At 54.8% G+C, this 25216-nt stretch carries 23 protein-coding genes; 19 read left to right on the forward strand and 4 right to left on the reverse strand.

Annotated features, from left to right (window positions below; all coding sequences use genetic code 11):
* Positions 1-97 precede the first annotated feature (97 nt).
* The 6 genes from F7R27_RS01790 to nirD all read left to right on the forward strand — a co-directional run bounded on the left by F7R27_RS01790 (position 98) and on the right by nirD (position 7549).
* The gene (locus F7R27_RS01790; RefSeq protein ID WP_240776186.1) at positions 98-1420 is read left to right on the forward strand and encodes a CmpA/NrtA family ABC transporter substrate-binding protein; all 1323 of its coding nucleotides are present in this window, start codon (positions 98-100) and stop codon (positions 1418-1420) included.
* Positions 1421-1483: 63 nt separating this feature from the next.
* A complete protein-coding gene (locus F7R27_RS01795; protein WP_151702500.1) occupies positions 1484-2485 on the forward strand; it encodes an ABC transporter permease in 1002 nt (333 codons plus the stop codon).
* Between the two features lie 58 nt (positions 2486-2543).
* Positions 2544-3437 carry an ABC transporter ATP-binding protein gene (locus F7R27_RS01800; protein ID WP_151702501.1) on the forward strand — a complete coding sequence of 298 codons (894 nt, stop codon included), beginning with the start codon at positions 2544-2546 and terminating at the stop codon, positions 3435-3437.
* Positions 3434-4654 (forward strand): NAD(P)/FAD-dependent oxidoreductase, encoded by a 1221-nt coding sequence (locus F7R27_RS01805; RefSeq protein ID WP_151702502.1) that lies wholly within the window; start codon positions 3434-3436, stop codon positions 4652-4654. Before F7R27_RS01800 ends, F7R27_RS01805 begins: the two co-directional genes overlap by 4 nt.
* Positions 4655-4682: 28 nt before the next feature.
* Positions 4683-7202 (forward strand): nitrite reductase large subunit NirB, encoded by a 2520-nt coding sequence (gene nirB, locus F7R27_RS01810; protein ID WP_151702503.1) that lies wholly within the window; start codon positions 4683-4685, stop codon positions 7200-7202.
* Complete coding sequence (gene nirD / locus F7R27_RS01815) at positions 7199-7549, forward strand: nitrite reductase small subunit NirD (protein ID WP_151702504.1); 351 nt, start codon at positions 7199-7201, stop codon at positions 7547-7549. The genes nirB and nirD overlap by 4 nt, the downstream gene beginning before the upstream one ends.
* Here the strand turns inward: nirD and F7R27_RS01820 are convergent.
* From F7R27_RS01820 to F7R27_RS01830, 3 genes are read right to left on the reverse strand one after another with little or no spacing between them, the layout of a single operon-like run.
* On the reverse strand, positions 7539-8447 hold the full coding sequence (locus F7R27_RS01820) for a ChaN family lipoprotein (RefSeq protein WP_168927398.1): 909 nt from the start codon (positions 8445-8447) through the stop codon (positions 7539-7541). The genes nirD and F7R27_RS01820 overlap by 11 nt on opposite strands.
* Before the next feature lie 17 nt (positions 8448-8464).
* Positions 8465-8788 carry a plant Invertase/pectin methylesterase inhibitor family protein gene (locus F7R27_RS01825; RefSeq protein ID WP_151702506.1) on the reverse strand — a complete coding sequence of 108 codons (324 nt, stop codon included), beginning with the start codon at positions 8786-8788 and terminating at the stop codon, positions 8465-8467.
* A 31-nt stretch (positions 8789-8819) separates the two neighbouring features.
* On the reverse strand, positions 8820-9434 hold the full coding sequence (locus F7R27_RS01830; RefSeq protein WP_151702507.1) for a transglycosylase SLT domain-containing protein: 615 nt from the start codon (positions 9432-9434) through the stop codon (positions 8820-8822).
* A gap of 203 nt (positions 9435-9637) precedes the next feature.
* On the opposite strand from F7R27_RS01830, the gene F7R27_RS01835 reads away from it, so the two are divergent.
* The 4 genes from F7R27_RS01835 (at position 9638) to parC (ending at position 14159) form a co-directional block, all read left to right on the forward strand.
* Positions 9638-10675 carry a hypothetical protein gene (locus F7R27_RS01835; RefSeq protein WP_151702508.1) on the forward strand — a complete coding sequence of 346 codons (1038 nt, stop codon included), beginning with the start codon at positions 9638-9640 and terminating at the stop codon, positions 10673-10675.
* 55 nt (positions 10676-10730) lie between these two features.
* On the forward strand, positions 10731-11153 hold the full coding sequence (locus F7R27_RS01840) for a hypothetical protein (RefSeq protein ID WP_151702509.1): 423 nt from the start codon (positions 10731-10733) through the stop codon (positions 11151-11153).
* A gap of 87 nt (positions 11154-11240) precedes the next feature.
* On the forward strand, positions 11241-11747 hold the full coding sequence (locus tag F7R27_RS01845; protein ID WP_151702510.1) for a DUF2867 domain-containing protein: 507 nt from the start codon (positions 11241-11243) through the stop codon (positions 11745-11747).
* A 108-nt stretch (positions 11748-11855) separates the two neighbouring features.
* Complete coding sequence (gene parC, locus F7R27_RS01850) at positions 11856-14159, forward strand: DNA topoisomerase IV subunit A (RefSeq protein WP_151702511.1); 2304 nt, start codon at positions 11856-11858, stop codon at positions 14157-14159.
* 33 nt (positions 14160-14192) lie between these two features.
* On the opposite strand, the gene F7R27_RS01855 is transcribed toward parC, so the two are convergent.
* A complete protein-coding gene (locus tag F7R27_RS01855; RefSeq protein ID WP_151702512.1) occupies positions 14193-16052 on the reverse strand; it encodes a hypothetical protein in 1860 nt (619 codons plus the stop codon).
* Positions 16053-16259: 207 nt separating this feature from the next.
* On the opposite strand from F7R27_RS01855, the gene F7R27_RS01860 reads away from it, so the two are divergent.
* The 9 genes from F7R27_RS01860 to F7R27_RS01900 all read left to right on the forward strand — a co-directional run bounded on the left by F7R27_RS01860 (position 16260) and on the right by F7R27_RS01900 (position 25211).
* Positions 16260-17516, forward strand: a complete 1257-nt coding sequence (locus F7R27_RS01860) for a glutamate-5-semialdehyde dehydrogenase (RefSeq protein WP_151702719.1) — start codon at positions 16260-16262, stop codon at positions 17514-17516.
* A 3-nt stretch (positions 17517-17519) separates the two neighbouring features.
* Positions 17520-18170 (forward strand): nicotinate-nucleotide adenylyltransferase, encoded by a 651-nt coding sequence (gene nadD, locus F7R27_RS01865; RefSeq protein ID WP_240776171.1) that lies wholly within the window; start codon positions 17520-17522, stop codon positions 18168-18170.
* Between the two features lie 13 nt (positions 18171-18183).
* Positions 18184-18537, forward strand: coding sequence for a ribosome silencing factor (rsfS, locus tag F7R27_RS01870; RefSeq protein ID WP_151702513.1), 354 nt, complete (start codon positions 18184-18186; stop codon positions 18535-18537).
* A 2-nt stretch (positions 18538-18539) separates the two neighbouring features.
* Positions 18540-19007: a 23S rRNA (pseudouridine(1915)-N(3))-methyltransferase RlmH gene (gene rlmH, locus F7R27_RS01875; protein WP_151702514.1), complete on the forward strand. Its 468-nt coding sequence runs from the start codon at positions 18540-18542 to the stop codon at positions 19005-19007.
* A gap of 9 nt (positions 19008-19016) precedes the next feature.
* Positions 19017-20912 (forward strand): penicillin-binding protein 2, encoded by a 1896-nt coding sequence (gene mrdA, locus F7R27_RS01880; RefSeq protein WP_151702515.1) that lies wholly within the window; start codon positions 19017-19019, stop codon positions 20910-20912.
* Positions 20909-22051, forward strand: a complete 1143-nt coding sequence (gene rodA / locus F7R27_RS01885) for a rod shape-determining protein RodA (protein ID WP_151702516.1) — start codon at positions 20909-20911, stop codon at positions 22049-22051. The genes mrdA and rodA overlap by 4 nt, the downstream gene beginning before the upstream one ends.
* A 9-nt stretch (positions 22052-22060) precedes the next feature.
* A complete protein-coding gene (gene mltB / locus F7R27_RS01890) occupies positions 22061-23086 on the forward strand; it encodes a lytic murein transglycosylase B (protein ID WP_240776173.1) in 1026 nt (341 codons plus the stop codon).
* A 10-nt stretch (positions 23087-23096) separates the two neighbouring features.
* Positions 23097-23963, forward strand: a complete 867-nt coding sequence (locus F7R27_RS01895) for a septal ring lytic transglycosylase RlpA family protein (protein ID WP_151702517.1) — start codon at positions 23097-23099, stop codon at positions 23961-23963.
* Positions 23964-24044: 81 nt separating this feature from the next.
* Complete coding sequence (locus F7R27_RS01900; protein ID WP_151702518.1) at positions 24045-25211, forward strand: D-alanyl-D-alanine carboxypeptidase family protein; 1167 nt, start codon at positions 24045-24047, stop codon at positions 25209-25211.
* The last annotated feature ends 5 nt before the right edge of the window (positions 25212-25216 follow it).

The following is a 25216-nucleotide window of genomic DNA, read 5'->3' on the forward strand; positions in this document are numbered from 1 at the left end:
TTTGATCCGACAATTTGAGGTAGCGATGATGGATATGAGAAAAAGTGAACACGCCAGAAGTAGCCTGAGTGCCTGGGTACGTGCCTGCACGCTTGGGATGGTGGTAGTCAGTGGCAGCAGCTTTGCCAGTATCGGTGCACCGGAAAAGGATGAGCTCAAGTTCGGATTCATCAAACTGACCGATATGGCACCTCTGGCGATAGCTCTTGAGAAGGGCTACTTCGAAGATGAAGGCCTGTTTGTGCAGCTCGAAGCGCAGGCCAACTGGAAAGTGCTGCTGGATCGCGTGATAGATGGTCAGCTTGATGGCGCACATATGCTGGCGGGTCAGCCACTGGGTGCCACCATTGGCTTCGGCACCGAAGCACATATCGTCACCGCTTTCACCATGGATCTGAACGGTAATGCCTGCACAGTTTCCAACGATGTCTGGGAGGAGATGAAGCCGCATCTGCCGATGGAGGATGGCAAACCGGTGCATCCGATCAGCGCTGAACATCTCAAACCCGTTATCGAAACCTATCGTGATATGGGGCAGAACTTCAATCTGGGGATGGTTTTTCCTGTTTCCACGCACAACTATGAGCTGCGCTACTGGCTGGCTGCTGCGGGAATCCACCCAGGCTACTACGCGCCTCAGCGAGGCGATACCTCTGGCCAGTTGGATGCCGATGTACTGATCTCGGTTACGCCACCACCCCAGATGCCCGCGACACTGGAAGCTGGCACCATCAATGGCTACTGCGTGGGTGAGCCCTGGAATCAGCAGGCGGTGTTCCGTGGCATAGGTATCCCCGTCGTGACCGACTATGACATTCGCAACAATGTGGCCGAAAAAGTGTTCGGGGTCAGCAATGAGTGGGCAGAACAGAACCCGAATACGCACCTGCGTGTCGTGAAGGCGCTGATCCGTGCAGGCAGTTGGCTGGATGAAAACGACAATGCCAACCGCGAGGAGGGTGCCCGCATCATCTCCAACTCCTACTATGTCGGAGCGGATTACGAAGTGATCGCCAACAGCATGACCGGCGTCTTCGAATTCGAGAAAGGAGATGTCCGTCCGGCACCTGACTTCAACGTTTTCTTCCGTTACCACGCCACCTATCCCTACTACTCCGATGCGATCTGGTATCTGACCCAGATGCGTCGCTGGGGACAGATCCCGGAGCAGAAATCGGATGACTGGTATATGGAGATGGCAAAGAAGGTGTTCCTCCCCGAGATCTATCAGCAGGCGGCTGAAGAGCTGATCGCAGAGGGTCTGATGAGCGCGGCGGACTTTCCGGATTTTGCCACTGAGAAGGGTATCCGTGCAGTGGATGCCACTCGCTTCATTGATGGCCATACCTTTGATGCCGAGCAACCCAACCTGTATCTGGAGCAGTTCGAGATCGGCCTCAAGGCTGATGCGACACCCTGATTTTTATAAAGACCGGCAGTGTCTGACAGGCACTGCCCGGCACAGCAAGCCGAGGGCGACACGATGAGTACCGCACTGCTATACCTGAATAAGTTGTACCTGAGCAAGCTGAACCTGGCAAAGTGGACCCCGACACAGTGGCGATTGCTGGCGCAGCAACTCTTTTTCCCCATGTTGGGACTGGCACTCTTTCTGACCTTCTGGCACCTCGGTGCACAGCAGATCAACACCTCGCTGGGCACCTTTCCCGGGCCGGTTGAAGTCAGTCAGCAGTGGAGCAACCTGGTGGATGAGCATCGTCAGGAGACTCAGCGCAAACATGAATTCTATGAGCGCCAGGAGCAGCGCAATGCGGATCTGCTGGCGAAGAACCCGGATGCTGAGCTGCGCTGGCGCGATTACAGCGGCCGCCCCACTTTTTTCGATCAGATACTGACCAGTCTGTGGACCGTACTCAGCGGCTTTGCGCTGGCCACCCTGATTGCGATTCCGCTGGGCATTCTGATCGGCTTGAGTGCCAATGTTTACCGCGCCGTTAACCCGCTGATTCAGGTGTTCAAGCCGGTTTCGCCTCTGGCCTGGTTGCCACTGGTGACACTCGTCGTCAGCGCCGTATATGTCAGCAGCGATCCGATGTTTTCACGCTCGTTTCTGGTCTCGATGATCACCGTGACCCTCTGTTCTCTCTGGCCAACGCTGATCAACACCTCAGTGGGTGTCAGCAGCATCAGCAAGGACCTGCAGAATGTCAGCAAGGTGTTGCGTCTGGGCTGGTTCACACATGTCCGTACCATCGTGATTCCCTCAGCTATTCCGATGATGTTCACCGGCCTGCGTCTGTCACTGGGTATCGCCTGGATGGTGCTGATAGCAGCCGAGATGCTGGCGCAGAACCCGGGGCTTGGCAAGTTTGTCTGGGATGAGTTCCAGAATGGATCATCCGACTCGCTGGGGCGTATCTGCGTAGCCGTCGTTGTGATCGGTCTTATCGGTTTTCTGCTGGATCGCACCATGTTGCTGCTGCAGAGCTGGATAAACTGGGATAAGTCAGCCGTTGTTCGTTAACAAAGGTCGTTAATGAACAGATGTTAATGAACAGAGCGCTAATGAACAGGAGGCTGTTATGAGCCACACACATCTTGAACTGACACAGGTGGGAATCGATTTTCCGACACCAAAAGGCCCTTTCTGTGCCCTGCAGAACGTGAATCTGAACATTGCAAAGGGTGAGTTCGTCAGTCTGATCGGTCATTCGGGCTGTGGCAAGTCGACCGTTCTTAACATTGTTGCAGGACTGTATCAGGCCACCACGGGTGGCGTGCTGCTGAATGGTCGTGAAGTGGATGAGCCGGGCCCCGAGCGTGCGGTGGTGTTTCAGAACCACTCGCTGTTGCCCTGGCTGAGTACTTATCAGAACGTTGAGTTGGCCGTGAAGCAGGTATTCAAAGGCAAGAAAAGCCGGGCTGAAATGCGTGAGTGGATCGAATACAACCTTGAACTGGTACATATGACCCATGCGATGGACAAGCGTCCGGATGAGATCTCCGGTGGTATGAAACAGCGCGTCGGCATCGCCCGGGCACTGGCGATGGAACCGCAGGTGCTGCTGATGGATGAACCCTTCGGTGCGCTGGATGCGCTGACCCGCGCCCATCTGCAGGATTCACTGATGGAGATTCAGTCGGATCTGAAAAATACCGTGATCATGATTACGCATGATGTCGATGAAGCGGTGCTCCTGTCGGATCGTATCGTGATGATGACCAATGGGCCGGCTGCGACAATCGGTGAAATCCTTGAGGTCAAACTGCCTCGGCCGCGTAATCGTATCGCTCTGGCCGATGATGCCGAGTACAACCACTACCGTCATCAGGTGCTCAGCTTCCTGTATGAAAAGCAGCGCAAGGTGGAGGATATCAGCCAGCGTCGCTCAGCGGAAAAGCCACAAGCGACTGTTGAGGCAACGCAGCATCAGCAGGAAGAGCCAGTCCAGCAGAAGGTAAGGGCTCAAGCATGAAACATTACGATCTGATCATCATCGGCAATGGCATGGCCGGACATCGGTTGCTGACAGAGCTTTCGCAGCAGGCATCAAAACCCCGCTCGGTGCTGGTGATCGGTGAAGAGCCAGGTGTGGCCTATAACCGCATATTGCTGTCACCTCTGCTGTCGGGGGAGATGGAGGAGATATCAGCCGAGCTGAGTACCGAGCAGTGGTATGCCGAGCAGGGCTTCTCTCTGCTGACAGGTGAGCAGGTGGTCTCGATTGAACCACGGAAAAAACAGGTTGTGACCTCCGCCGGGCAGACGATTGGTTATGAAAAACTGGTGTTGGCGACGGGTTCAAGACCATTTCTGCCTCCTCTGGAAGGACGAGAGCTGGACGGGGTAATGAGCTTTCGCAACTGGAAGGATATGCAGCAACTGCGAAGTATCGGGCTGGGCGGTGGTCAGGCAATAGTGATCGGCGGTGGGTTTCTGGGTCTGGAAGCGGCTGAAGGGTTGCGTAAGCTCGGAATGCAGGTGACTGTGCTGCAACGCGCCGATTATCTGCTGAATCGACAGCTGGATCAGGTGGCGGCAGGTCTGCTTCAGAATGAGCTGTCTGCACGCGGCATGACTGTCCTGACAGATGTTGATATCCAGTCCCTGCAAGGTGATGGAAAGGTTGAGCGGGTGCTGTTGAAGGATGGACGTTTGCTGCCGGCGGATCTGGTGGTGATTGCCACCGGGATAGTGCCGCGCACTGAGCTGGCACAGGAGGCGGGCCTGCAGGTACGTCAGGGGGTCTGTGTCAATCGTCGCCTGCGCACCTCGGATGCGGCCATCCATGCCCTGGGTGAGTGCTGCGAGTGTCAGGGCAATACCTATGGTCTGGTGGCCCCGATCTGGGAGCAGGCTCGCGTACTGGCCTCTCTGCTCAGTGGTGAAGATGACAGCTACACCGAAAATCCCGTGGCGACTTCGCTCAAGATCAGCGGTATCTCTCTCTACTCCTGTGGAGATATCGATGCAGCCGACGCCACCGAGCAGGTGTATATGGACAGTGATCTGAAGGATTACCGTCGACTACTGATTAAGGATGACCGGCTGGTCGGAGCCATCCTGTATGGCGATATCGGACTGGGTCCCTGGTATTTCGATCTACTCAAGACGCAGCAAGCGGTTGGGCAGTGGCGCGAACAGTTGATGTTCGGCCTGTCCGATGAGTCTGCTGCGTCAGAAGCGGCCTGAAGTGTCGTTATTGAAAGAGGTAAGTAACATGAGCAAACAACTGGTCGTCGTGGGTAACGGAATGGTTGGACACCATTTTGTCGAGCAGTGGCTGGCATCGCCCGCCGCAGCAGATTATCAGGTGCGGGTGCTGGGCGAAGAGCCACACCCTGCCTATGATCGGGTTCATCTGTCGGAGTACTTTGATACCCAGGATCCTGCGCAGTTGCGACTGGGTGATGAGCAGTTCTACCTGCAGGAGCGCGTGACGCTGCATCTGGGTGAACAGGTGATCGAGATCGACCGCGAGGCACGGCAGGTGATCACCGCTCAGGGGCGCTATCCCTACGATACCCTGGTGCTGGCGACCGGCTCCTACCCTTTTGTACCGCCGATCGAAGGGCGTGATCGCGAGCATTGTCTGGTGTACCGCACACTGGATGATCTGGATGCGATTCAAGCCAGCGCTGCCGGTGCCCGGCGCGGTGTTGTGGTCGGCGGCGGTCTGCTCGGACTTGAAGCCGCCAATGCGCTGAAGAAGCTGGGGCTGGAGGCGCATGTGGTGGAGTTTGCGCCGCGCCTGATGCCGGTGCAGCTGGATGATCAGGGTGGTGCTCTGCTGCGGCAGAAGATCGAAGCGCTGGGGGTGCAGGTGCACACCGAGAAAGGCACCCGCAGCATTGATGTCGGCGAAGAGTACCGCCTGCGCATGTGTTTTGCCGGAGATGACTATCTGGAAACGGATCTGATCGTCTTTTCTGCCGGCATCCGACCTCAGGATGCGCTGGCGCGCAGCAGCGGGCTGATACTGGGCGAGCGTGGCGGTATCCTGATCGATAACCACTGCCGCACCAGTGATCCTGACATTTTCGCTATCGGCGAGTGCGCCATCTGGAACGGTGGTCACTACGGGCTTGTCGCGCCCGGTTACAGCATGGCGCGTGCCGCTGTGGCAAGTATTGCCGGCAGCTCTTCCGTGAGCTTCACCGGTGCCGATATGTCGACCAAGCTGAAACTGCTCGGGGTGGATGTCGGCTCGATCGGCGATGCGCATGGTGCGACACCGGGCACATTGAATTATCGCTACATCAATGAAGTGGAAGGCGTATACCGCCGACTGGTGGTGTCTGCCGATGGCAAGCATCTGCTCGGCGCCATCCTGGTTGGGGATAACAGCTATTACGATACGTTGCTGCAGTATGCCCTGAACGGCTTAGAGCTGCCGGCGAACCCTGAATCACTTATTTTACCTACCTCCAGCGGTGCCCCCGTTGCACTGGGAGCGGGTGCGCTGCCCTACGAGGCGACCATCTGCTCCTGCCATAATGTCACCAAGGGTGATATCTGCGAAGCGATGAATGATGGCGCCGTGACGCTGTCGGATATCAAATGCTGCACCAAGGCCGCGACCGGTTGTGGTGGCTGCAGCGCGATGCTGAAAAACCTGTTTGAAAATGAGCAGGAGAAACGTGGTGTACAGGTGGATCGCTCTATCTGCGAACACTTCCCCTATACCCGTCAGGAGCTGTTTCATCTGATCAAGGTGGAAGGGATCCGCAGCTTCGGCGAGCTGATCAGCAAACATGGCAAGGGCCATGGCTGTGAAATCTGTAAACCGACTGCAGCATCGATCTTTGCCAGTTGCTGGAACGAGCACGTACATGAGCCGGCGCATGTCGGGCTGCAGGATACCAATGACACCTTTATGGCAAACATGCAGAAGAACGGCACCTACTCAGTGGTCCCGCGTATTCCGGGTGGGGAAATTACACCGGATATGCTGATCGTGATCGGTGAGGTGGGCAAAAAATACAACCTCTACACCAAAATCACCGGTGGTCAGCGTATCGACCTGTTTGGTGCCACGCTGGATGAGCTGCCGCTGATCTGGGAGGAGCTGATCGCAGCCGGTTTCGAGACCGGGCATGCTTACGGCAAATCACTCAGAACCGTTAAGTCCTGTGTCGGTAGCACCTGGTGTCGCTATGGCGTACAGGACAGTGTCAGCATGGCGATCCTGCTGGAAGATCGCTATAAGGGTTTACGTTCCCCGCACAAGGTCAAGATGGCGGCATCCGGCTGTACCCGCGAATGTGCCGAGGCACAGAGCAAGGATATCGGTGTGATTGCGACCGAAAATGGCTGGAACCTCTATGTCTGCGGCAACGGCGGTATGAAACCTCGTCATGCCGACCTGTTTGCGACCGATCTGGATGATGCCACGCTGATCCGTTATATCGACCGTGTCCTGATGTTCTATGTCTATACCGCAGACCGTCTGCAGCGCACTTCCGTCTGGATGGAGGGTTTGAAAGGTGGTCTGGAATACCTGCGTGAAGTGGTGATTGATGACAGCCTGGGTCTGGGCGCTGAACTGGAGTCACGCATGCAGCATGTGATCGACACCTACCAGTGCGAATGGAAAACCGCAGTGCAGGATCCAAACAAGCGCAAACGCTTCCGCAGTTATGTTAATGCCGATCAGCCGCGCAGTGCCCGTATCCAGATGATCGAGGAGCGTGGACAACTGATTCCGGCCAGAGAAATCCAAGAGGAGGAGGTCGCATGAACGCGGCAATGTTGAATGAAGTAAAGTGGCAGCCGGTCTGCTCGGTGGATGATCTGGTCGCAGGTTCCGGCGTGGCGGTACTGCTGGGGCAGCAACCCGTCGCGCTCTTCTGGCTGCCGGAGCTGGAACCGGGGCTGTTTGCGCTGGCACATCGTGACCCCTTTTCCGGTGCCGAAGTACTGGCGCATGGGTTAATCTGTGATATCAACGGCGAATTAACCGTCGCTTCACCACTCTACAAGCAGCATTTCAGGTTGGCTGATGGTGTCTGCCTGGAGGATACTGGTGTCAGTGTGGCCTGCTGGCCGGTGCGGATAAATGGAGATCAGATCGAAATCATGGGTTGATTCCAGCACAGTGGTCCTGTTCTGGCAGGGCCGCGGTGAAAAGCAGAAACTCGCGTTCGGACACATCAAGACCAAGACTCTCCGGCAGATAAGCCGATGCATCGGTTGTGTTATTTAGGCTGCTCAGCAACAGACTCAGATGCGGTAGCTCCGGCTCAATCCAGCGAGGAACGCCCGTCGACTGCCAGGCATGAACGGCGCCGGTGATCAGAACGCCTGTTCGCTGTGGATAAACATGCTGCGCCAGCGCATCGGTCATCTGCTGATCGCGCGCCAGTTGCACCTGCAGCATCTGACCGAGATGTTCGCGTGGCAGCTTGCCGCAGTGACTGGTGAACAGCAGTTCCTTCATGAACTCGCTGTGTGCTGTGTCCAACTCACCTGCCGGAGCGCCCTCTACATAGGCCTGGCTTTGCTGCGCGCGTGGCAGATCCGCTGCGATGACTCTTTCAGCCAGATTCAGTGCTGTTCTGACCTGTAGTTCGTAGCGCTCCCAGGGCCATCCGGGATTCCAGTCAAGGTCTTCAGGTGTGACCTCATCACCTCGTCCCAGCCATTGATCGAGCAAGGGCTGCTGTTCTGTATTCAACATTTCGAAGGCCACGGCCCCCAGGCGACCCTGCTGCGAAAGTGACTGCAGGAGTGTGACTTGAATCTGATGATGGTCCGGATGGTCATGCTGCTCGCCCAGCAGCAACCAGCCTCCCCGGGGCAGGCTGTTGAACAACTCTACTGCACTGATGCTGCCTGTTGACAGTGACCAGATGTCGCCGATCAGAGGGTGATCATGCTGCTCCTGTGCCAGCCATCTATCAGGTACGATGTCTGGGGTGCCGGCACTTGCTTCCATCAGCCCGGCACCTGACAACAGCAGGGTCAGCAGAAGGGTCAGTCTCATGTAAGGTTGATCTCTGTTCATCCCTTTTCTGATCGTACGTCCAGATAATCGCGTTGTATCGCGGTTTCCAGAGCATTCATCGCTGCCACCAGCTCCTCATAGGTCTCACGGCAGGATTTCAGATGCTTGACTTGATCGGGCGATGGGCCTGAGTCGGGTGACAGCCGGGCAATATCGAGCAGCTCCCTCAGATAGTCGGCACGGGTGTGGGCGATCATTGTCAACACAGGTTTCAGATCCTGGAGTGTGAGCTCGGGTATCTCCGGATTGATGACGCTGCGGTTGATATCTCTTCGGAACTTTTCAAGTTCCAGTAACAGGCGGTTGTTCTCCACGGGCATGATCACTCTCCTGATCAAAGATGCACATTGATTACCAGAGCCAGCGACGCCGGCTGAGGTTGTCCTTACAGCTGTTGTACTGAGTGGTGAAGCGTCCAGCTCGCTGATCCACACGATCCGCGACATTCATCAGCCAGTTCTTTTGCTGGTAGCTGCGATTGCGGTAACCACCCCAGCCTTCATGATATGCCAGATACTGGGCTCTGGCATCCCATTTGGAGATGCCATTGATCTTGTGCGACTTGTCGGTATACCAGCCAATGAAGTCTATGGCATCGGAGAAGTTGCTGCGTGAGGCAAAGCGGCGGCCGGTCTCGCGGGCGTAGTCATTCCAGGTGCTGGTCAGGGCCTGGCTGTAGCCATAGGCAGAACTGGCACGCCCTGTCGGAATCACGCCGAGGAAATATTGCATCGGCGGCCGGGCGTTGTGACGGAAGGTGGATTCCTGATACATGATGGCCATGGCCACTGGAATGGGTGTTCCCCAGCGTTCATTCATATCCAGGGCATCGCGGTGCCAACCGGGGTTTTCATCGAAGATGGAACAGATGCTGTCCGGGTTGCGTGGTTGTTTGGTGCTGCAGCCGGCGAGCAGAAGCAGCAGGGCCGTGACAGGGATAACAAGGCTGCGATTTACCGATAACATATTGAATTCCGATCATCTTCTGACGGACTCAAGGCTATCATAGCTGGCTGCATCAGGGTACTGCTTTACTCATCAGTCCAGGCACTGCAGTGTATCTGGAAAGCTGGTGGTCGCGATTGATCCCGGCAACAAAAGAGAGTAATCTTTCGCGCAAAACGGGGGGCGGACTGCCCTAAAGGATGATTTACTATAAGGACATAGCGATGACAACCGTCTATTTCAACTCCCACTCTTGCCACGTTTCTGACTTGATTCACGCCGACGCTGAGCTTATTGCGGAGTTTTCCCGTGTTAATGGAATAGGCCCAGATGGTCGTGTTTACCAAGGACAGGCCTTCACACTGGACTTGTCTGAAACCTATGCCCCATCGATTATACGTACTCTTAATCAACAGGCTATTCATGAGCGTAGCTGGCTTATGGACGCAGCGGCCGCTGAAGGTGAGGAGTTACACAGAGAGGCTGAGTTCTGGGAGAAATACCTGACTGAGGAGGAGCTCTCTGGAGTTCTTAGTCTGATAGGTGGATCTGGTCCGGCGTTCCGGGCTAAATTTGAAAATATTTCTAGATTTCACAAAGCTTTGGTACGCTATGAAAATGCCCTCATCGCTATTCAAAACCCTGCGGCTGCAGGCACACCCGGTGCGGGAGCCAGGAACTCCATCGCACGTCGCAATGCCATTCAAGCCTATGATGTATTGATCAGCGAACACAGAAGCGCAATGACTCAGCTTTCGCCTGTTATCATGCGCACTAAAAACCGTGGCAGTGCCATCAATAATGCTCACCGTGGTATCACTCTGGCTAGTCGCAGCCGTGGCCGCCTTCACGCCGACACACGCATTTTCGTTGCCGACCTGTTCCAAGCCCACAGGCTGAAAAAATTCTCGCAGTTTATGTCAAGAGTCGCTACGCCCTTGTCCCTAGCCGCTGACGCTTCAATCAGAGCTGGCAAGGTAAGAGGCGTGAGCAATGCTGATGGAAACTGGCATCGTGAAAGCGTAAAGCAAATTGCCGGGTTTGGTGGAAGTGCATTAGGCGGTGGTGGAGCAGGTGCGATGACATTTGCTGCTTTCGGTGGTAAGGCAAAAGTTGTCGCATTGGTAGCTCTTGGAGGCCCTGTAAGCTGGGCACTCATTGGCTGTATCGTGTTGGTTGCAGCGGGTGCAGGGTATTATGCAGCTAAGGCTGGTGGATCAGTTGGCGAAATAATTGGCGGCAGAATATATGACGGAGTTTGATAGTTGTTTTAGCCATACAACTATTTGAAATACATTAGCTGGTTGAATTTTGGTTATGAGTGATATGTTTGCAGAGTTTTCCGATTTAGTGCGCGCCTATGTATCTGAAGATCTAATCATTACGACAGCTGCAATTACGGGCATTCCGGGCTTTACCTTTCAGCTGGCGTTTTTTTTTCACTCTGTTTTACGCATTAGTCGAGCAATGAGGCGTGATGGAATAGAGCCCCCTTCATTACACTGGCTAAACATTATTGGATATTTGAATCTTTTTGCAGCCTCACGTAAGTCAATCGAAAAAATGATAAAGACTGAGCGGGATGCCGGGATTACTAAACACTCATATGGTTTGTTCTGTACTGAGGTTGTTATCCCGTATATCAGGCCGATTGACCGCTTCATATCCAGGAGCTTCTATTTTTTTGGTGGTATCTTTTTGGCAGCCGCGTTTATCTATATGTGGCTTTATTCCGATTGATGCATTAAGGGCGTCTGGGATACGCTAACCAAAACAAATGGCTGGCAGTCTAATTCCTGATTCAGGTAGTAAGCGGGAGTGAATAGTATGGATGCTTATCAGCATGCAAATGGTGAGCCGTTGATTGCTCCACCGGAACAACTGAATTTCTTTCACCACGCCCATGCGATAGTGCCACAGGGCATGACAGCCTTTCAGGCCTATTGTCGAATGACCGAAAACAGCCCGCGCCTGCTAAGGTTGGCATTTGCCATCAGAGATCGCCTGTCACGCCTGGGCGGTGTTAAGCCTATCTCGGGCTTTACCGGCACTCATCGGCTGTCGCCTCCAGAGCCAGGGGAGCAGCTCGACTTCTTTGAGGTCGTTCATTGCTATGACAGCTCGCTCCATCTGCTGGCCAAAGATCGCCACCTCAGTGTGCTGGTCGCTGTGACACTGCAGGCAGCAGACGGAGACTGCCAGCGTCTGAGTATCATAACTTCGGTGAAAACCCATAATGCGTTCGGGCGGTTCTATATGCTGCCGGTCGCCCCTGCTCATGGTGTGATCGTACGCTCAATGCTGGCAAAAATCGGTACATCAGTCGTTTCATGATCATTCATCAATAGATGCAGGAGTTGCTCAGAGCTGGCATACTTCTGCTCGATCATGGCTCCGGCGATGGAGTCTTGTCTTGCGCAACTGACTGAAGTGGATCTGTGAATGAGTATAGAAACAACCTTTAGCGGTGAAACAGAGAGCCTGCCATTGAGAACCTTCACTGAGAAGGCTTATCTCGATTACTCCATGTATGTCATTCTGGATCGCGCTCTGCCGCATATCGGTGATGGGCTGAAGCCGGTGCAGCGACGCATCGTCTATGCGATGTCGGAACTGGGGCTCAAGGCCACGGCCAAGTACAAGAAATCGGCGCGTACCGTCGGTGATGTGTTGGGTAAGTTCCATCCGCATGGCGATTCCGCCTGTTATGAGGCGATGGTGCTGATGGCGCAGCCCTTCAGCTACCGCTATCCACTGGTCGATGGACAGGGTAACTGGGGCTCACCGGACGATCCCAAGTCATTCGCGGCGATGCGTTACACGGAGTCACGTCTGGCGCCCTATGCTGAAGTCCTGCTGAAGGAGTTGGGTCAGGGCACGGTCAGTTGGGTGCCCAATTTTGATGGCACGATGGATGAGCCGGAAGTGCTGCCGGCGCGCCTGCCCAATGTGCTGCTCAATGGTGGCACCGGGATCGCGGTGGGCATGGCGACTGATATACCGCCACATAACCTGCGCGAAGTGGCGAGCGCCTGTATCCATCTTTTGGATAACCCGCATGCTGATCTGGATGCGCTGTGTGAGTTTGTGCCTGGCCCGGATATGCCGACAGATGCCGAGATCATCACGCCGCGTGAAGAGTTGCGCAAGCTCTATACGACCGGGCGTGGATCGGTGCGGATGCGAGCGGTTTATGTGAAAGAGCAGGGCGATATCGTTATTACCGCGCTGCCGTATCAGGTATCGGGTGCCAAGATACTGGAACAGATAGCGCAGCAGATGCTGCAGAAAAAACTGCCGATGGTCAGTGATCTGCGTGATGAATCGGATCATGAAAACCCTACCCGTCTGGTGATCATCCCGCGCTCCAATCGTATCGATGTTGAGCAGCTGATGGCTCATCTGTTTGCGTCTACCGATCTTGAGCGCAGTTATCGCGTCAACCTGAATATGATCGGTATTGATGGTCGTCCCCAGGTCAAGGATCTGCGCCAGATACTGGTCGAGTGGCTGAGCTGGCGTACCCAGGTGGTGCGGCGCCGTTTGCAACATCGTCTGCAGAAGGTGATAGATCGTCTGCATATCCTTGAAGGTTTGATGATCGCTTATCTGAATATCGATGAAGTGATCGCGATTATCCGTCATGAAGATCATCCGAAACAGGTGATGATGGAGCGCTTCGGTATTACGGATATTCAGGCTGATGCGATTCTGGATCTGAAACTGCGTCATCTGGCCAAGCTCGAAGAGTTCAATATCCGCACCGAGCAGAATGAGCTGGATGAAGAGCGCAAGCGCCTGGAGGAAACGCTCGGATCGGATGAACTGATGCGTCAGTTGATGCGCGAAGAGATACAGGCTGCGGCTGAAGAGTATGGTGATGCCCGCCGCTCTCCGATTATTGAAAGTACCGTGGATGCTCAGGCGTTCAGTGAGAAGGATCTGCTGTCGTCCGACCCTGTAACGGTGGTGATCTCCAAACAGGGCTGGATTCGTGCCGCGCGGGGGCATGATATCGATGCAGCCGGGCTGAGTTACAAGTCGGGGGATGCCTTCAAGCTCGCCTGTGCCGGGCGGATGAATCAACCGACAATTCTGATTGATACCACGGGGCGCAGCTATACGCTGGATACCCACACACTGCCATCGGCCAGAGGTCAGGGTGAGCCTGTGACCGGCAAGTTGAGCCTGCCCAAGGATGCAACGATAGATGGCATGATCTGTGGCACCGAGAAGGAGAAAGTGCTGCTGGCCTCTGATGCCGGATACGGTTTTATTACCAGCATTGCTGATATGAGCAGCAAGACCAAAAATGGCAAGGGCGTACTGACACTGCCGAAGGCCTCTCAGGTGTTACCGCCGATCAAGGTCAGAGATGTCTCTTCGCAGCGACTCGCTGCCGTCACCAATGAGGGGCGCTTGCTGGTGTTCCCTGTCACTGAACTGCCTGAACTCGGCCGGGGTAAAGGCAACAAGATCCTGAATATTCCGTCAGCACGGGCTGCAGCGCGTGAAGAGCTGCTGGTGGCGCTGGCTGTTCTGGATGATGGTGATACGCTGGTGGTTAACTCAGGCCGACAGCATCTGAAACTGAAAAATGGTGATCTTGAGCGCTATGTCGGTGAGCGAGGGCGCCGTGGTAATAAACTGCCGCGTGGCTTCCAGCGAGTTGACTCGATGGAGGTTATTCCCGGTAAGGAGCAGCCTGAGAGTGACACTGCAGAGGTGTCCGACACCGAGGCCTGAGATGTTGCCGCAATAGCTGACCCAGGGATTGTTTCAGCCTGAACCCTGGGTCGGCTTGTTGCGGTTATTCAGTTTGGTCAGCAGGTGGCGTGCCTGCTTCTCCAGCAGTTCCTGATAGGAACTGCCAATCTGCAGTACCAGTACCTTATCTTCATCTTCCCTGCGAATACTGGCTCCAGCGAGCAGTGAGGACTTCAGATCTGGGGCTTCGGTCAGGCCGGTATGGCTGATCAGTTCGTTGGTCTGGGTGGTGCGGGTCAGAAAGCGCGCCTCTTCCAGCAAGCGGTTAAGCTTCTCCCGATGCCCACGAACGAGTGCCATGTGCAGATTCAGCACCGGGCTGAACAGGCGAATACGACTCTGATTGTATTGCTTGTACAGATGGGTGAAGAGCATGGCTGCACACATGGCATTCACTCCATGTGCATCCTGTTGTTCGGGCTTGTCAAAAATCAGCTGCAGATCACCATTGTTGACTGGCTCGACACGGCCGCTGTAAATCACGGCAACCGAGTTGGCGAGCAGGCGATAGGTTTTAAGCAGATACTGCCTGTCCTCCTCATCAACATGCTCGGCATGTGCGCTGGTACTGTCGATCAGGAACAGATAGCCTGCTTCTTCCGGTGACAGCAGCAGTTCCAGATCCTGTTCAAAGCGGTACAGATCCAGTTGCTCTTCGTTCGGGTCCATCAACGGGTTGGGGCGTGCCGGTTCTGGCGGTTCTGCCGGTTCGGGCATCACCTCATCAATTTCAAAGATATCCAGCGCCGGGTCGTCATCCAGCCCTTCGGACTGCTGGCGGCCAGAGGGTGAAAAGGCTGGCATGTTGCCTGATCTGGTGCGCTCTGGCTTCAGCAGCGATACCAGTGCTTCATTATCCAGTTCCTCCTCTTCAATTTCCTGTGTGGAAGTGAAAAGTGGGTCGTCATCAGAGGATGGATCTGCATGCTGGTTCGACTTCTGCTCTATCCGAGGCTCTGTTTCGGCCTCTGTTCCGTGCCTGGTGTCGAATGGCTCGTCGAGATCCATATCGTTCACATTCAGCTCCGGAATTGCATCATCATCAACCGGTGCTCCTGCCCCATATGAGTCTCCATTATCAGGCAAGGTTGCAGTGGGTTCTGGTAGTGGCGGTCTGGAAACAGGTTCATTCAGAATGACGGGGCGATCAGACTCTTGATCAGACAAACCTGTACCTGCTGGCAAATCGACTTCCGGTGATTTGGCTGGGGGTGCTTTCGGCTGTGCCGGTTGACGATGCAAGGTGTCGGTCAACACAGGTATGCTGTCGCGCTCATCCTCGGTGGATGCAACGGATTGCATCACCTCCTCAAATCGGGGCTGAGTTTCAGCAGAGGGTGTTTTGCCTGTTGATTTTCCTGGCCTGAGAGCGAACCACAGGGATATCAGGCCTGCTATCGAGGTCAGCAGGGCCAGAAAGGCCATCAGCCATTGCTGGCGCTGCATCATCACTCTCATCGGAACTGGGTTGCTCCAGACGACCAGTTCGCCGAGCAGCTCATCCCCGCGGACGAGTTCGATGGTGTGCGCCGATCCCTGCTGTTCACCAGCAGTTGCCAGCACAGTGCGGTTGGAATCAGTCAGGCGGATACCACCGATTACCTGTTGCGCCGTGATCTCATTGATCAGATAGTTCAGGCTGATACGATCGTTGCTCAGCAACAGCGGCTGCACCAGTATGGCAGATGTCCGTGCCATGTCGCTGGCCAGCTCGCTGGCATGGCGCTCAGCGCTGGTTCGGCTGTCCAGCATCAGAATCAAGGCGCTGAGAAGTGCTGAACACAATAGTGTCAGGCCGACCTGGACGACAGCCCTGCGCTTTTCCTTCCCGGACCTGACGGGGTTCGTTTCCTGAGTGTCCTGATGGTTCATTGACAGGCAAAATTCCGCTGTATTCAGATAGATAATGGTCAAAGCGCGATGATAACAGCAATAGTGCACAAGTCACACTCCACTGATCTACCAAACATCAGTCAAACAGCCCATGACCCGGAGGCTCAGGGGCGCTATAATGGCTCTTTTGATAGGCCACGAAATTCGGCCATGACACTTGGTCACAATACTCGGGTAGTCGGTGAGATGAATATTGAGCAGTATATGGTGCAACTGGGGCAGCAGGCTCGTGAAGCTTCACGCCTGATGGCCAGTGCGGATACCAGTGTAAAGAACAGAGCGCTGCTGGCAATGGTGGATGCTCTCAATGACAGTCGTGAAGCTCTGGTTCTTGCCAATGCGAAGGATCTGGAAGCAGGACGCCAGAAAGGTCTGGATGCTGCAATGCTGGATCGTCTGGAACTGACACCGGCACGTATTGATGCCATGATTGAAGGTCTGCAACAAGTTGCCTCGTTGACCGATCCGATCGGCGAAATCACCGGCATGAGCTATCGTCCCAGCGGGATTCAGGTCGGCAAGATGCGCGTTCCACTCGGCGTGATCGGTATCATTTATGAGTCTCGCCCTAATGTAACCGTTGAGGCTGCCAGTCTGTGCCTCAAATCCGGCAATGCCACGATTCTGCGTGGAGGGTCGGAGGCAGCGCACTCCAATCAGGCGATTGCTGCCTGTATCCGTACAGGATTGAAGCAGGCAGGCCTGCCTGAAGCTGCTGTGCAGGTCGTGGAAACAACGGATCGTGCTGCGGTTGGCAAGTTGATCACCATGCCTGAGTATGTTGATGTGATCGTACCACGGGGCGGTAAAGGTCTGATCGAGCGGATATCATCAGAGGCACGAGTGCCCGTGATCAAGCATCTGGATGGTATCTGCCATGTCTATATTGACCAGATGGCAGACAAGACCAAGGCGATCAATATCGCACTGAATGCGAAGACTCACCGCTATGGTACCTGCAATACCATGGAAACCCTGCTGGTACATGCCGACAGAGCGCCTGATATTCTGCCAGAGCTGGCTGCGCAGCTTAAGAATCTGGGTGTGGAGCTGCGTGGTTGTGAACGCACACTGGCTCTGTTGCCGTTTGCTGTTCCTGCAACGGAAGAGGACTGGTCAACCGAGTATCTCGGGCCAATTCTGTCAATCCGTCTGGTGGATAGCCTGAAGCAGGCGATCGATCACATCAATCACTACAGCTCTCAGCATACGGATGCGATTGTCACCGAAAACTATACGGATGCACGGATTTTCCTGCGCGATGTTGATTCCAGCTCTGTGATTGTCAATGCCTCGACACGCTTTGCCGATGGCTTCGAGTATGGACTGGGTGCCGAGATAGGGATCTCAACCGACAAGATTCATGCGCGTGGTCCCGTGGGTCTGCATGGGCTGACCTCCGAGAAATATGTCGTGTTTGGCGATGGCCATGTACGCAACTGAGCGATGAGTGATTTGCAACCCTGGGTGTTCATGGGGGGAACCTTCGATCCCGTTCATAATGGTCACTTGCGCACGGCGCTGGAAATTCAGCAATGGCTGGCGTGTGATCAGGTTCATCTGATTCCGTCACGCAGCCCTGTACATCGTGATGAGCCGGGCTGTTCGGCCCGGCAGCGCTATGAGATGCTGGCGCTGGCGGTCGAGGATGAATCCTTTCTGTCGGTTGACGCGCGCGAGATTGAATCACAGGAAGCCTCCTATACCCTGAATACTCTCAGATCTCTGCGTCAGGAGCTGGGCGAACAGCGCCCCCTGGTGATGGTGATGGGAGTGGATGCCTATTTAACTCTGCCAACCTGGCGACAGTGGGATACTTTTTTGTCGCTGTGTCATATCATTGTCGTATCGCGTCCGGGTTATCATTTTCACCCCGAGGGGCAGATCAACGAATTGACGCGAAAGCACCGCATGGACAAACCGGAGGCATTGAGCCTGCGGCCCTGTGGTGGCGTGCTGATTCATGAGCTGACGCCACTGGGAATTTCAGCCACCCAGATCAGAGCGCTGATAGCGCAGGGGCAATCACCCCGCTATCTCATGCCTGATCGGGTCTGGCAATACATTCAACAAAACAAGCTGTATGGCTATAAATGAGGCAAAATATTTGATGCAAGCGGATCAAATGATCGAACTGGTACAAAGTGCGCTGGATGATATGAAGGCCAAGGATATTGTGCTGCTGGATGTGACCGGCAAAAGCAGTGTCACCGACTACATGATGATTGCCAGTGGAACATCGAAGCGTCATGTGCTGTCTGTTGCACAGGCAGTGATTGAGCAGGTCAAGAAGGCTGGTCTGCAGCCGATGGGAACTGAAGGGCAAAATGCGGGTGACTGGGTTCTGGTCGATCTGGGCGATCTGGTGGTGCATGTCATGATGCCGGATGCGCGCAGCTTCTATGATCTTGAGCGCCTGTGGCGTTTTGACAGTGATGAAAGAGAACAGCTGGTCAGTCGGTAACAGTGCGTATACGTCTGATTGCAGTGGGTACTCGCATGCCCGCCTGGGTCGAAGCGGGATATGGCGAGTATGCCAAACGTCTGCCGCCTGATTTTCAGCTCGAACTGGTGGAACTGGCACTTGGGCACCGTGGAAAAGGGGCGGATCCCGCGCGCGCCATGCGTAGCGAAGGTGATGCGATGCTGGCTGCGATAGGCAAGGGTGATCGTGTTATCGCTCTGGCTGTGGATGGCAGGAACTGGTCGACCGAGCAGCTGTCAGAGCAGGCTGAAGGCTGGCGAATGAATGGCTGTAACGTGAGTCTGCTGGTGGGTGGACCTGATGGACTGGATCCGCGTTGTATTGCAGCGGCGGACCAGAAGTGGTCTCTGTCGGCCCTGACACTGCCGCATCCATTGGTGAGAATCCTGTTGGCTGAGCAGATCTATCGTGCCTGGACCCTGCTTCAGGGTCACCCTTATCACAAATGATGTAACTCTATGGCCCCCTTTGAACGGATAAAGGACTACAGCGAAGAGCGTGCTACTTTTGGTCGCAGGGCGCTTCTGGCTCTATTTCTCGTCTGTGCAGTTTTCGTAATTCTGGTCGTGCGTATCTATTACCTTCAGGTGGTGGAATACGAACGCTATACGGCAATATCCGAGCGTAACCGTGTGCAACTACAGCCCGTACCTCCGCGACGGGGGCTGATCTACGATCGGAACGGCGTGTTGCTGGCAGATAATCAGCCAACCTTCAGTGTCACTCTACTGCGCGAAGAGATCCGTAATATGGAAGAGACGCTGCAGGGTTTGGCTGATCTGATAGAGATCAGTGACCGGGATGTTGACCGTTTCAGGCAGCGAATGCAGCAAAGACGACGGCCCTATGAGACGGTGCCACTGCGATTTCGTCTGACAGACGAGGAGATCGCGCGTCTTGCCGTCAACTATCATCGTTTTCCGGGCGTTCAGGTCGAGGCGGATCTCATCCGCTATTACCCCTATGGCAGCTCGCTGGTGCATGCACTGGGATATGTCGGTCGCATCAATGAGCGTGAGCTGGAACACCTGGATCCGGTAGCCTATGCCGGCTCCAACTATATCGGCAAACTGGGAATAGAAAAATTCTATGAATCGGTTCTGCACGGCCGGGTGGGTTGGCAGAAGGTTGAGACCAATGCCCGCGGGCGTGTGTTGCGCATTCTGGAGCGGGAGGATCCGGTTCCAGGCGAGGATCTGGTACTGAGTCTGGATCTGAGGCTGCAACAGTTTGCTGAATCCCTGCTCGAAGGAAAAAGAGGTGCGATTGTCGCTATCGAGCCTGAAACGGGTGGCATTCTGGCACTGGTCAGCACGCCGGCCTATGATCCCAATCTTTTTGTGACAGGCATCTCCTCTGCAGATTACAACGAGTTGCGTGATTCTCGTGATCTGCCACTGTTCAATCGTGCCGTGCGGGGAGGCTATCCGCCGGGCTCAACCATCAAGCCGGTTATCGCCATGGCCGCAATCGATTCCAGAACGGTACCTCTGGGGCACAGAGTGTTTGATCCTGGCTATTTCGAGATCACCCCGGGTGGCCGACGCTATCGCAACTGGCGCCGTTCAGGGCATGGCTGGACCGATCTCAACAGTGCCATGGCGCAGTCGAGTGATACCTGGTTCTACGATGTTGGCTATCGCATGGGTATTGATCATATGTCCGAATATCTGGAGATGTTCGGTTTCGGTCAGGTCACGGCGCTGGATACGCCTGAGGCAATCAGAGGGGTGTTGCCATCGCGCGAGTGGAAAAGAGGCGCACGTGGAGAACCCTGGTATCCCGGTGATTCGGTGAACCTGAGTATCGGGCAGGGCTATCTGGTAGCGACACCCTTGCAACTGGCAACAGCGGCAGTGGTGTTGGCCAATCGTGGTACCTGGGTGCAGCCGGCGCTGCTGCAAGGGGTGTTGCAGGAAAACGATGACGGGATAGTGCTGGCTCGCCCTGTACTGGCTGAAGATGCGACTCCAATGCCTGAGGTGAATGTCAGAATGCCTGAGCTCTGGGCACCTCTTATCCAGAGTATGGTCGACGTAGTGCACGGGCCGATAGGGACGGCACGGGCAGTCGGGCGTGGCATGCAGTATGAGATGGCGGGTAAAACAGGAACGGCGCAGGTCATCGGGATAGCGCAGGACGCCGAGTATGATGCCGATGCGATTGATGAGCGGCACCGTGACCATGCCCTGTTTATCGCTTTTGCACCTGTGGAGAATCCAAAAATCGCAGTGGCGGTTATTGTTGAAAACACCGGGGGAGGATCCAGTACGGCCGCGCCTGTCGCGCGTGAGGTGATGGATGCCTGGCTGCTGGATGATTACACGAGTCAGCTGGAGTGGGCGAAACGGTGAGTAATCGAGACTTTCAACGTACCATGCCGGGTGCGGATGTGCACTTTCAAAGCCCGGCCAGTTGGTGGAGCTACACCCGCCTGGATTTCTGGATGTTGGTCCTGCTGTTTCTGCTGTGCTGTTATGGATTGTTTATTCTCTACAGCGCCTCCGGGCAGGATATGGTATATGTCACGCGTCAGGCTACGCGCATGCTGGTTGGGCTTGTGGTGTTGATCGTCCTTGCTCAGATCAGACCTCGTGCCTACAAAAGTCTGGCTCCCTGGTTCTACGTGGCCGGGGTTTTGCTGCTGGTGGCGGTGATGCTTTTCGGGGTAGGGGCTAAGGGAGCGCAGCGCTGGCTGGCACTGCCGGGGTTCCGGTTCCAACCGTCGGAATTGATGAAACTGGCTCTGCCGTTGATGGTTGCGGCTTATCTGGCACGCAATACCTTACCGCCCAGCTTCCGTCATCTACTGGCCAGCCTTATTCTGATTGCAATACCCACTGCGCTGATTATGCGCCAGCCGGATCTTGGCACCAGTCTGCTGATTGCAGCTTCCGGTATTTTTATCATTCTGCTGTCGGGTGTTCTCTGGCGCTATATCTTCCTCGCAGGTGTGGCAGGTGCAGCAGCTCTGCCAGTGTTATGGATGGGGATGAAAGAGTATCAGCGACAGCGAGTACTTACATTTCTTAACCCTGAGAGCGATCCGCTGGGGGCAGGCTGGAACATTATTCAGTCCAAAACCGCGATTGGTTCAGGTGGTATTTCCGGTAAGGGCTGGCTGCAGGGAACTCAGTCGCAGTTGAACTTTCTACCGGAATCGCACACAGATTTCATCATCGCCGTGATCGGCGAAGAGTTGGGTATGCATGGAGTATTGATACTACTGCTGCTGTATATTCTGATCATTGTTCGAGGGGTGATGATTGCCATTAATGCAGAGGATAGCTTTGCACGTCTGCTTGCAGGCAGTATCACTCTGACGTTCTTCGTTTACGTGATGGTTAATATAGGTATGGTCACCGGCCTTTTGCCGGTGGTGGGGGTGCCGCTGCCCATGATCAGTTATGGCGGCACCTCCATCGTGACATTAATGGCAGGTTTTGGCATTCTGATGTCACTTCAGGCCCAATCCAGAAAGCTCAGGCGCTAAGGAATTGTAATGTTTAAAAAGGTATTCAGGCCCTGGTTGCCAGCAGTCATGACAGTTCTGCTGGGTCTGCAGGTGCCTGCTGTGGTTGCTGATGAGCTGTTTCAGGGCAGTTATGCCGATCATCCGGATGCGGCCGAGATGATTGCAAGGCTGGTTGCTGAGGGGTTTGACGAGCAGTATCTGCGTAATGTCCTGAATGATGCAACACGCCAGGAGAGTATTCTCGAACTCATGGACCGCCCTGCAGAAAGGCGCTTCAACTGGACGGAGTATCGTGCCCTCTTTGTAGAACCGATTCGCGTCAGCCAGGGGTTGGAGTTCTGGGCAGAGCATGAAGAAACACTGCAGCGAGCTGAAGAAACCTTTGGTGTGCCGGCTGAGATCATTGTGTCGATCATTGGTGTCGAAACCCGGTATGGCAGGATCATGGGGCGCCATCGTGTTCTGGATGCGCTGGCAACACTGGGATTTGACTATCCGCGCCGTGCCGAGTTTTTTCGTGGGCAGCTTGAGGATTACCTGCGCCTGACACGTGAAGAGTCCATACCTGCAGGTGAGTTGGTTGGCTCCTATGCAGGTGCTATGGGTTACGGGCAGTTTATTCCTTCGAGCTATCGTAATTATGCGATAGATTTTGATGGTGATGGCAAGCGTAATATCTGGAGTAATGAAGTCGATGCGATTGGCAGTGTAGCCAATTACTTCAAAGAACATGGCTGGATACCGGGTGGTCAGGTGCGCAGCAATGTCGTGATGAATGAACCGGCAGATCCGGAGTGGATCAATGCCAGCCTGCTGCCTTCATTGACCTTGCGGGAGTGGCGGGACAGAGGTATCCATACCAGCAGTGATGTCTCGCTGGATCAGACGGCTGCTTTGCTGAGTTTCACTACCGATGAAGGTGAGCAATACTGGTTCGGATTGCAGAACTTCTATGTCATATCACGCTATAATCACAGCCGTATGTACGCCATGGCTGTATATGAACTGAGTCGGGAACTGCGCCAGGCTCGTGATAAACTCAAGACCGAGTGAATATGGGAAAATGATACGCATACTGATTATTGGCCTGTTGGCTATCGTGGTACTTGTCGGCTGCTCAACACCTGCAGAAAAGCCCAAGGTGGGGGAGGTTGAAAAACCAGCCAATACCGGGCGTTATTCGATGCTGCACGACAGGATGCCCAAGAATCCGCCGGATGTGAGCCGTGTGCCGGATGCGCAGCCGCGTTTTGAGCCTTATAGCCGCTCAGGTAATTTCAGTCCGTATCAGGTATTCGGGCAGACCTACCATGTCATGCCAACATCGCAGGGGTATCGTGAGCAGGGATATGCTTCCTGGTATGGTGAAAAGTTTCATGGTCATCTCACCTCCAACGGCGAAGTGTATGATATGTACGAAATGACGGCCGCGCACAAGTCCCTGCCGTTGCCTACCTATGCCAGAGTCACCAATCTGGAAAACGGGCGTGAGGTTATTGTGCGTATCAATGATCGTGGCCCTTTCCATGAAGGCCGTATCATCGACCTCTCCTACGCGGCGGCTTATCGTCTGGATATCGTGCGCACCGGTACCGGTCGCGTTGAGGTGGAGGCTATCACGCTCGAGCCACAGCCTGAGATCCAGTTTACATCTACGGGCGCACCCCGCGGGATGTCTACTGTTGTCAGCAGAGATAACAGCTTTCTTCAGATAGGTGCCTATTCCACAGAAGAAACCGCGCGTCAGGTACAGCAGCGTGTCAGAAGCCTGGTCAAGGATCTGCCGGTTGTGATCAGGCCGTCTGCACAATCTTCACGCACTCTCTATCGCGTTCAGGTCGGGCCTTTGCAACGTCAGACCACACTTGACAGCCTGATCGCTGCGCTTGAAGCCGCTGGCCTGGGCTCACCACACCTGGTCGATCTGTAAAATATGATGCATGGATGGAACCTTGACGGTTTGATTCAGTCAATCCGACGATAACAAAACTGTTCAGATAAAAGAGATAACATGGCTATTCGACGATCTAACCCTGTCTCAGCAATTCTTCTGGCGCTGGTGTTGCTCCTGGCTACCCTGCCGGTGCTGGCTTCGACCCTGATTCCTGCTCCGCCGCAGGTTGCTGCGCGTGCCTGGCTGGTAATGGATCCTGAAACCGGTGTGGTGATTGCCGCTCATAATGAGCATGAGCGTTTTGCACCGGCCAGTCTGACCAAGATGATGACCAGTTATATTGTCGAGCGTGAACTGCAAAATGGAAATATTTCCGAGCAGGATATGGTGACCATCAGTGAAAAAGCCTGGCGTACGGGTGGGTCACGCATGTTTGTGCAGGTAGGCACGCAGGTGAGTGTGATAGATCTGCTCAAAGGGGTGATTATTCAGTCAGGCAATGATGCCTCCGTTGCCCTGGCCGAGTATGTGGCCGGCAGTGAGCGCGCGTTTGCCGATATGATGAACCAGCATGCGGCACGACTGGGGATGGTCAATACCAATTTCGAGAATTCTACTGGTCTGCCAGGTGATCAGCACTACTCTTCGGCTATGGATCTGGCCATTCTGGGGCGGGCGCTGATTATAGAGTCGCCTGATTACTACAAGCTCAACTCTGAAAAAGAGTTTACCTATAATGAGATACGCCAGCCGAACCGCAACCGCCTGCTATGGCGGGATGAAAGTGTCGATGGTATCAAGACTGGCTTCACTAATGATGCGGGCTACTGCCTTGTTACATCTGCCGTGCGCGATGGCATGCGCCTGATAACCGTTGTGATGGGCGCCGACAGTGAAGAAGCGCGTGCTCAGCAGAGTCAGAGCCTGCTGAACTATGCCTTTCGCTTTTATAGAACACAGTCACTCTACGATGCCGGGCAGGTGATGAATGAATCCCGTATCTGGGGTGGTGACGGCGATCTGGTAAGGCTGGGAGTTGCCGAGCGTCTGGCTGTTACTCTGCCACGTGGCCAGGAAGACAGTGTTGAAGTCACTCTGGATATGCCGCGCCATATCAAGGCACCTGTGATGCAGGGGCAGGAGCTGGGACAGGTTGTGGTGTCCATGAATGGTGAGCAGCTCCGCAGCATGCCTCTGGTCGCACTTGAAAGCGTCGAGCAGGGCAGTTTGCTGAAGCGTATCTGGCATGCAATCATGCTGTTCTTCCTTGGGTTTTTCTCCTGAGCGGA

It is taken from the genome of Nitrincola alkalilacustris, from assembly GCF_008973755.1.
In the GTDB taxonomy this organism is placed as follows: Bacteria; Pseudomonadota; Gammaproteobacteria; order Pseudomonadales; family Balneatricaceae; genus Nitrincola; species Nitrincola alkalilacustris.

Bases quoted from the DNA above. Each gene is read 5' to 3' on its own strand.
- F7R27_RS01790 (WP_240776186.1), top strand. From the start codon at position 98: ATGGTGGTAGTCAGTGGCAGCAGCTTTGCCAGTATCGGTGCACCGGAA.
- F7R27_RS01795 (WP_151702500.1), top strand. From the start codon at position 1,484: ATGAGTACCGCACTGCTATACCTGAATAAGTTGTACCTGAGCAAGCTG.
- F7R27_RS01800 (WP_151702501.1), top strand. From the start codon at position 2,544: ATGAGCCACACACATCTTGAACTGACACAGGTGGGAATCGATTTTCCG.
- F7R27_RS01805 (WP_151702502.1), top strand. From the start codon at position 3,434: ATGAAACATTACGATCTGATCATCATCGGCAATGGCATGGCCGGACAT.
- nirB (WP_151702503.1), top strand. From the start codon at position 4,683: ATGAGCAAACAACTGGTCGTCGTGGGTAACGGAATGGTTGGACACCAT.
- nirD (WP_151702504.1), top strand. From the start codon at position 7,199: ATGAACGCGGCAATGTTGAATGAAGTAAAGTGGCAGCCGGTCTGCTCG.
- F7R27_RS01820 (WP_168927398.1), bottom strand. From the start codon at position 8,447: ATGAGACTGACCCTTCTGCTGACCCTGCTGTTGTCAGGTGCCGGGCTG.
- F7R27_RS01825 (WP_151702506.1), bottom strand. From the start codon at position 8,788: ATGCCCGTGGAGAACAACCGCCTGTTACTGGAACTTGAAAAGTTCCGA.
- F7R27_RS01830 (WP_151702507.1), bottom strand. From the start codon at position 9,434: ATGTTATCGGTAAATCGCAGCCTTGTTATCCCTGTCACGGCCCTGCTG.
- F7R27_RS01835 (WP_151702508.1), top strand. From the start codon at position 9,638: ATGACAACCGTCTATTTCAACTCCCACTCTTGCCACGTTTCTGACTTG.
- F7R27_RS01840 (WP_151702509.1), top strand. From the start codon at position 10,731: ATGAGTGATATGTTTGCAGAGTTTTCCGATTTAGTGCGCGCCTATGTA.
- F7R27_RS01845 (WP_151702510.1), top strand. From the start codon at position 11,241: ATGGATGCTTATCAGCATGCAAATGGTGAGCCGTTGATTGCTCCACCG.
- parC (WP_151702511.1), top strand. From the start codon at position 11,856: ATGAGTATAGAAACAACCTTTAGCGGTGAAACAGAGAGCCTGCCATTG.
- F7R27_RS01855 (WP_151702512.1), bottom strand. From the start codon at position 16,052: ATGAACCATCAGGACACTCAGGAAACGAACCCCGTCAGGTCCGGGAAG.
- F7R27_RS01860 (WP_151702719.1), top strand. From the start codon at position 16,260: ATGAATATTGAGCAGTATATGGTGCAACTGGGGCAGCAGGCTCGTGAA.
- nadD (WP_240776171.1), top strand. From the start codon at position 17,520: ATGAGTGATTTGCAACCCTGGGTGTTCATGGGGGGAACCTTCGATCCC.
- rsfS (WP_151702513.1), top strand. From the start codon at position 18,184: ATGCAAGCGGATCAAATGATCGAACTGGTACAAAGTGCGCTGGATGAT.
- mrdA (WP_151702515.1), top strand. From the start codon at position 19,017: ATGGCCCCCTTTGAACGGATAAAGGACTACAGCGAAGAGCGTGCTACT.
- mltB (WP_240776173.1), top strand. From the start codon at position 22,061: ATGTTTAAAAAGGTATTCAGGCCCTGGTTGCCAGCAGTCATGACAGTT.
- F7R27_RS01895 (WP_151702517.1), top strand. From the start codon at position 23,097: ATGATACGCATACTGATTATTGGCCTGTTGGCTATCGTGGTACTTGTC.
- F7R27_RS01900 (WP_151702518.1), top strand. From the start codon at position 24,045: ATGGCTATTCGACGATCTAACCCTGTCTCAGCAATTCTTCTGGCGCTG.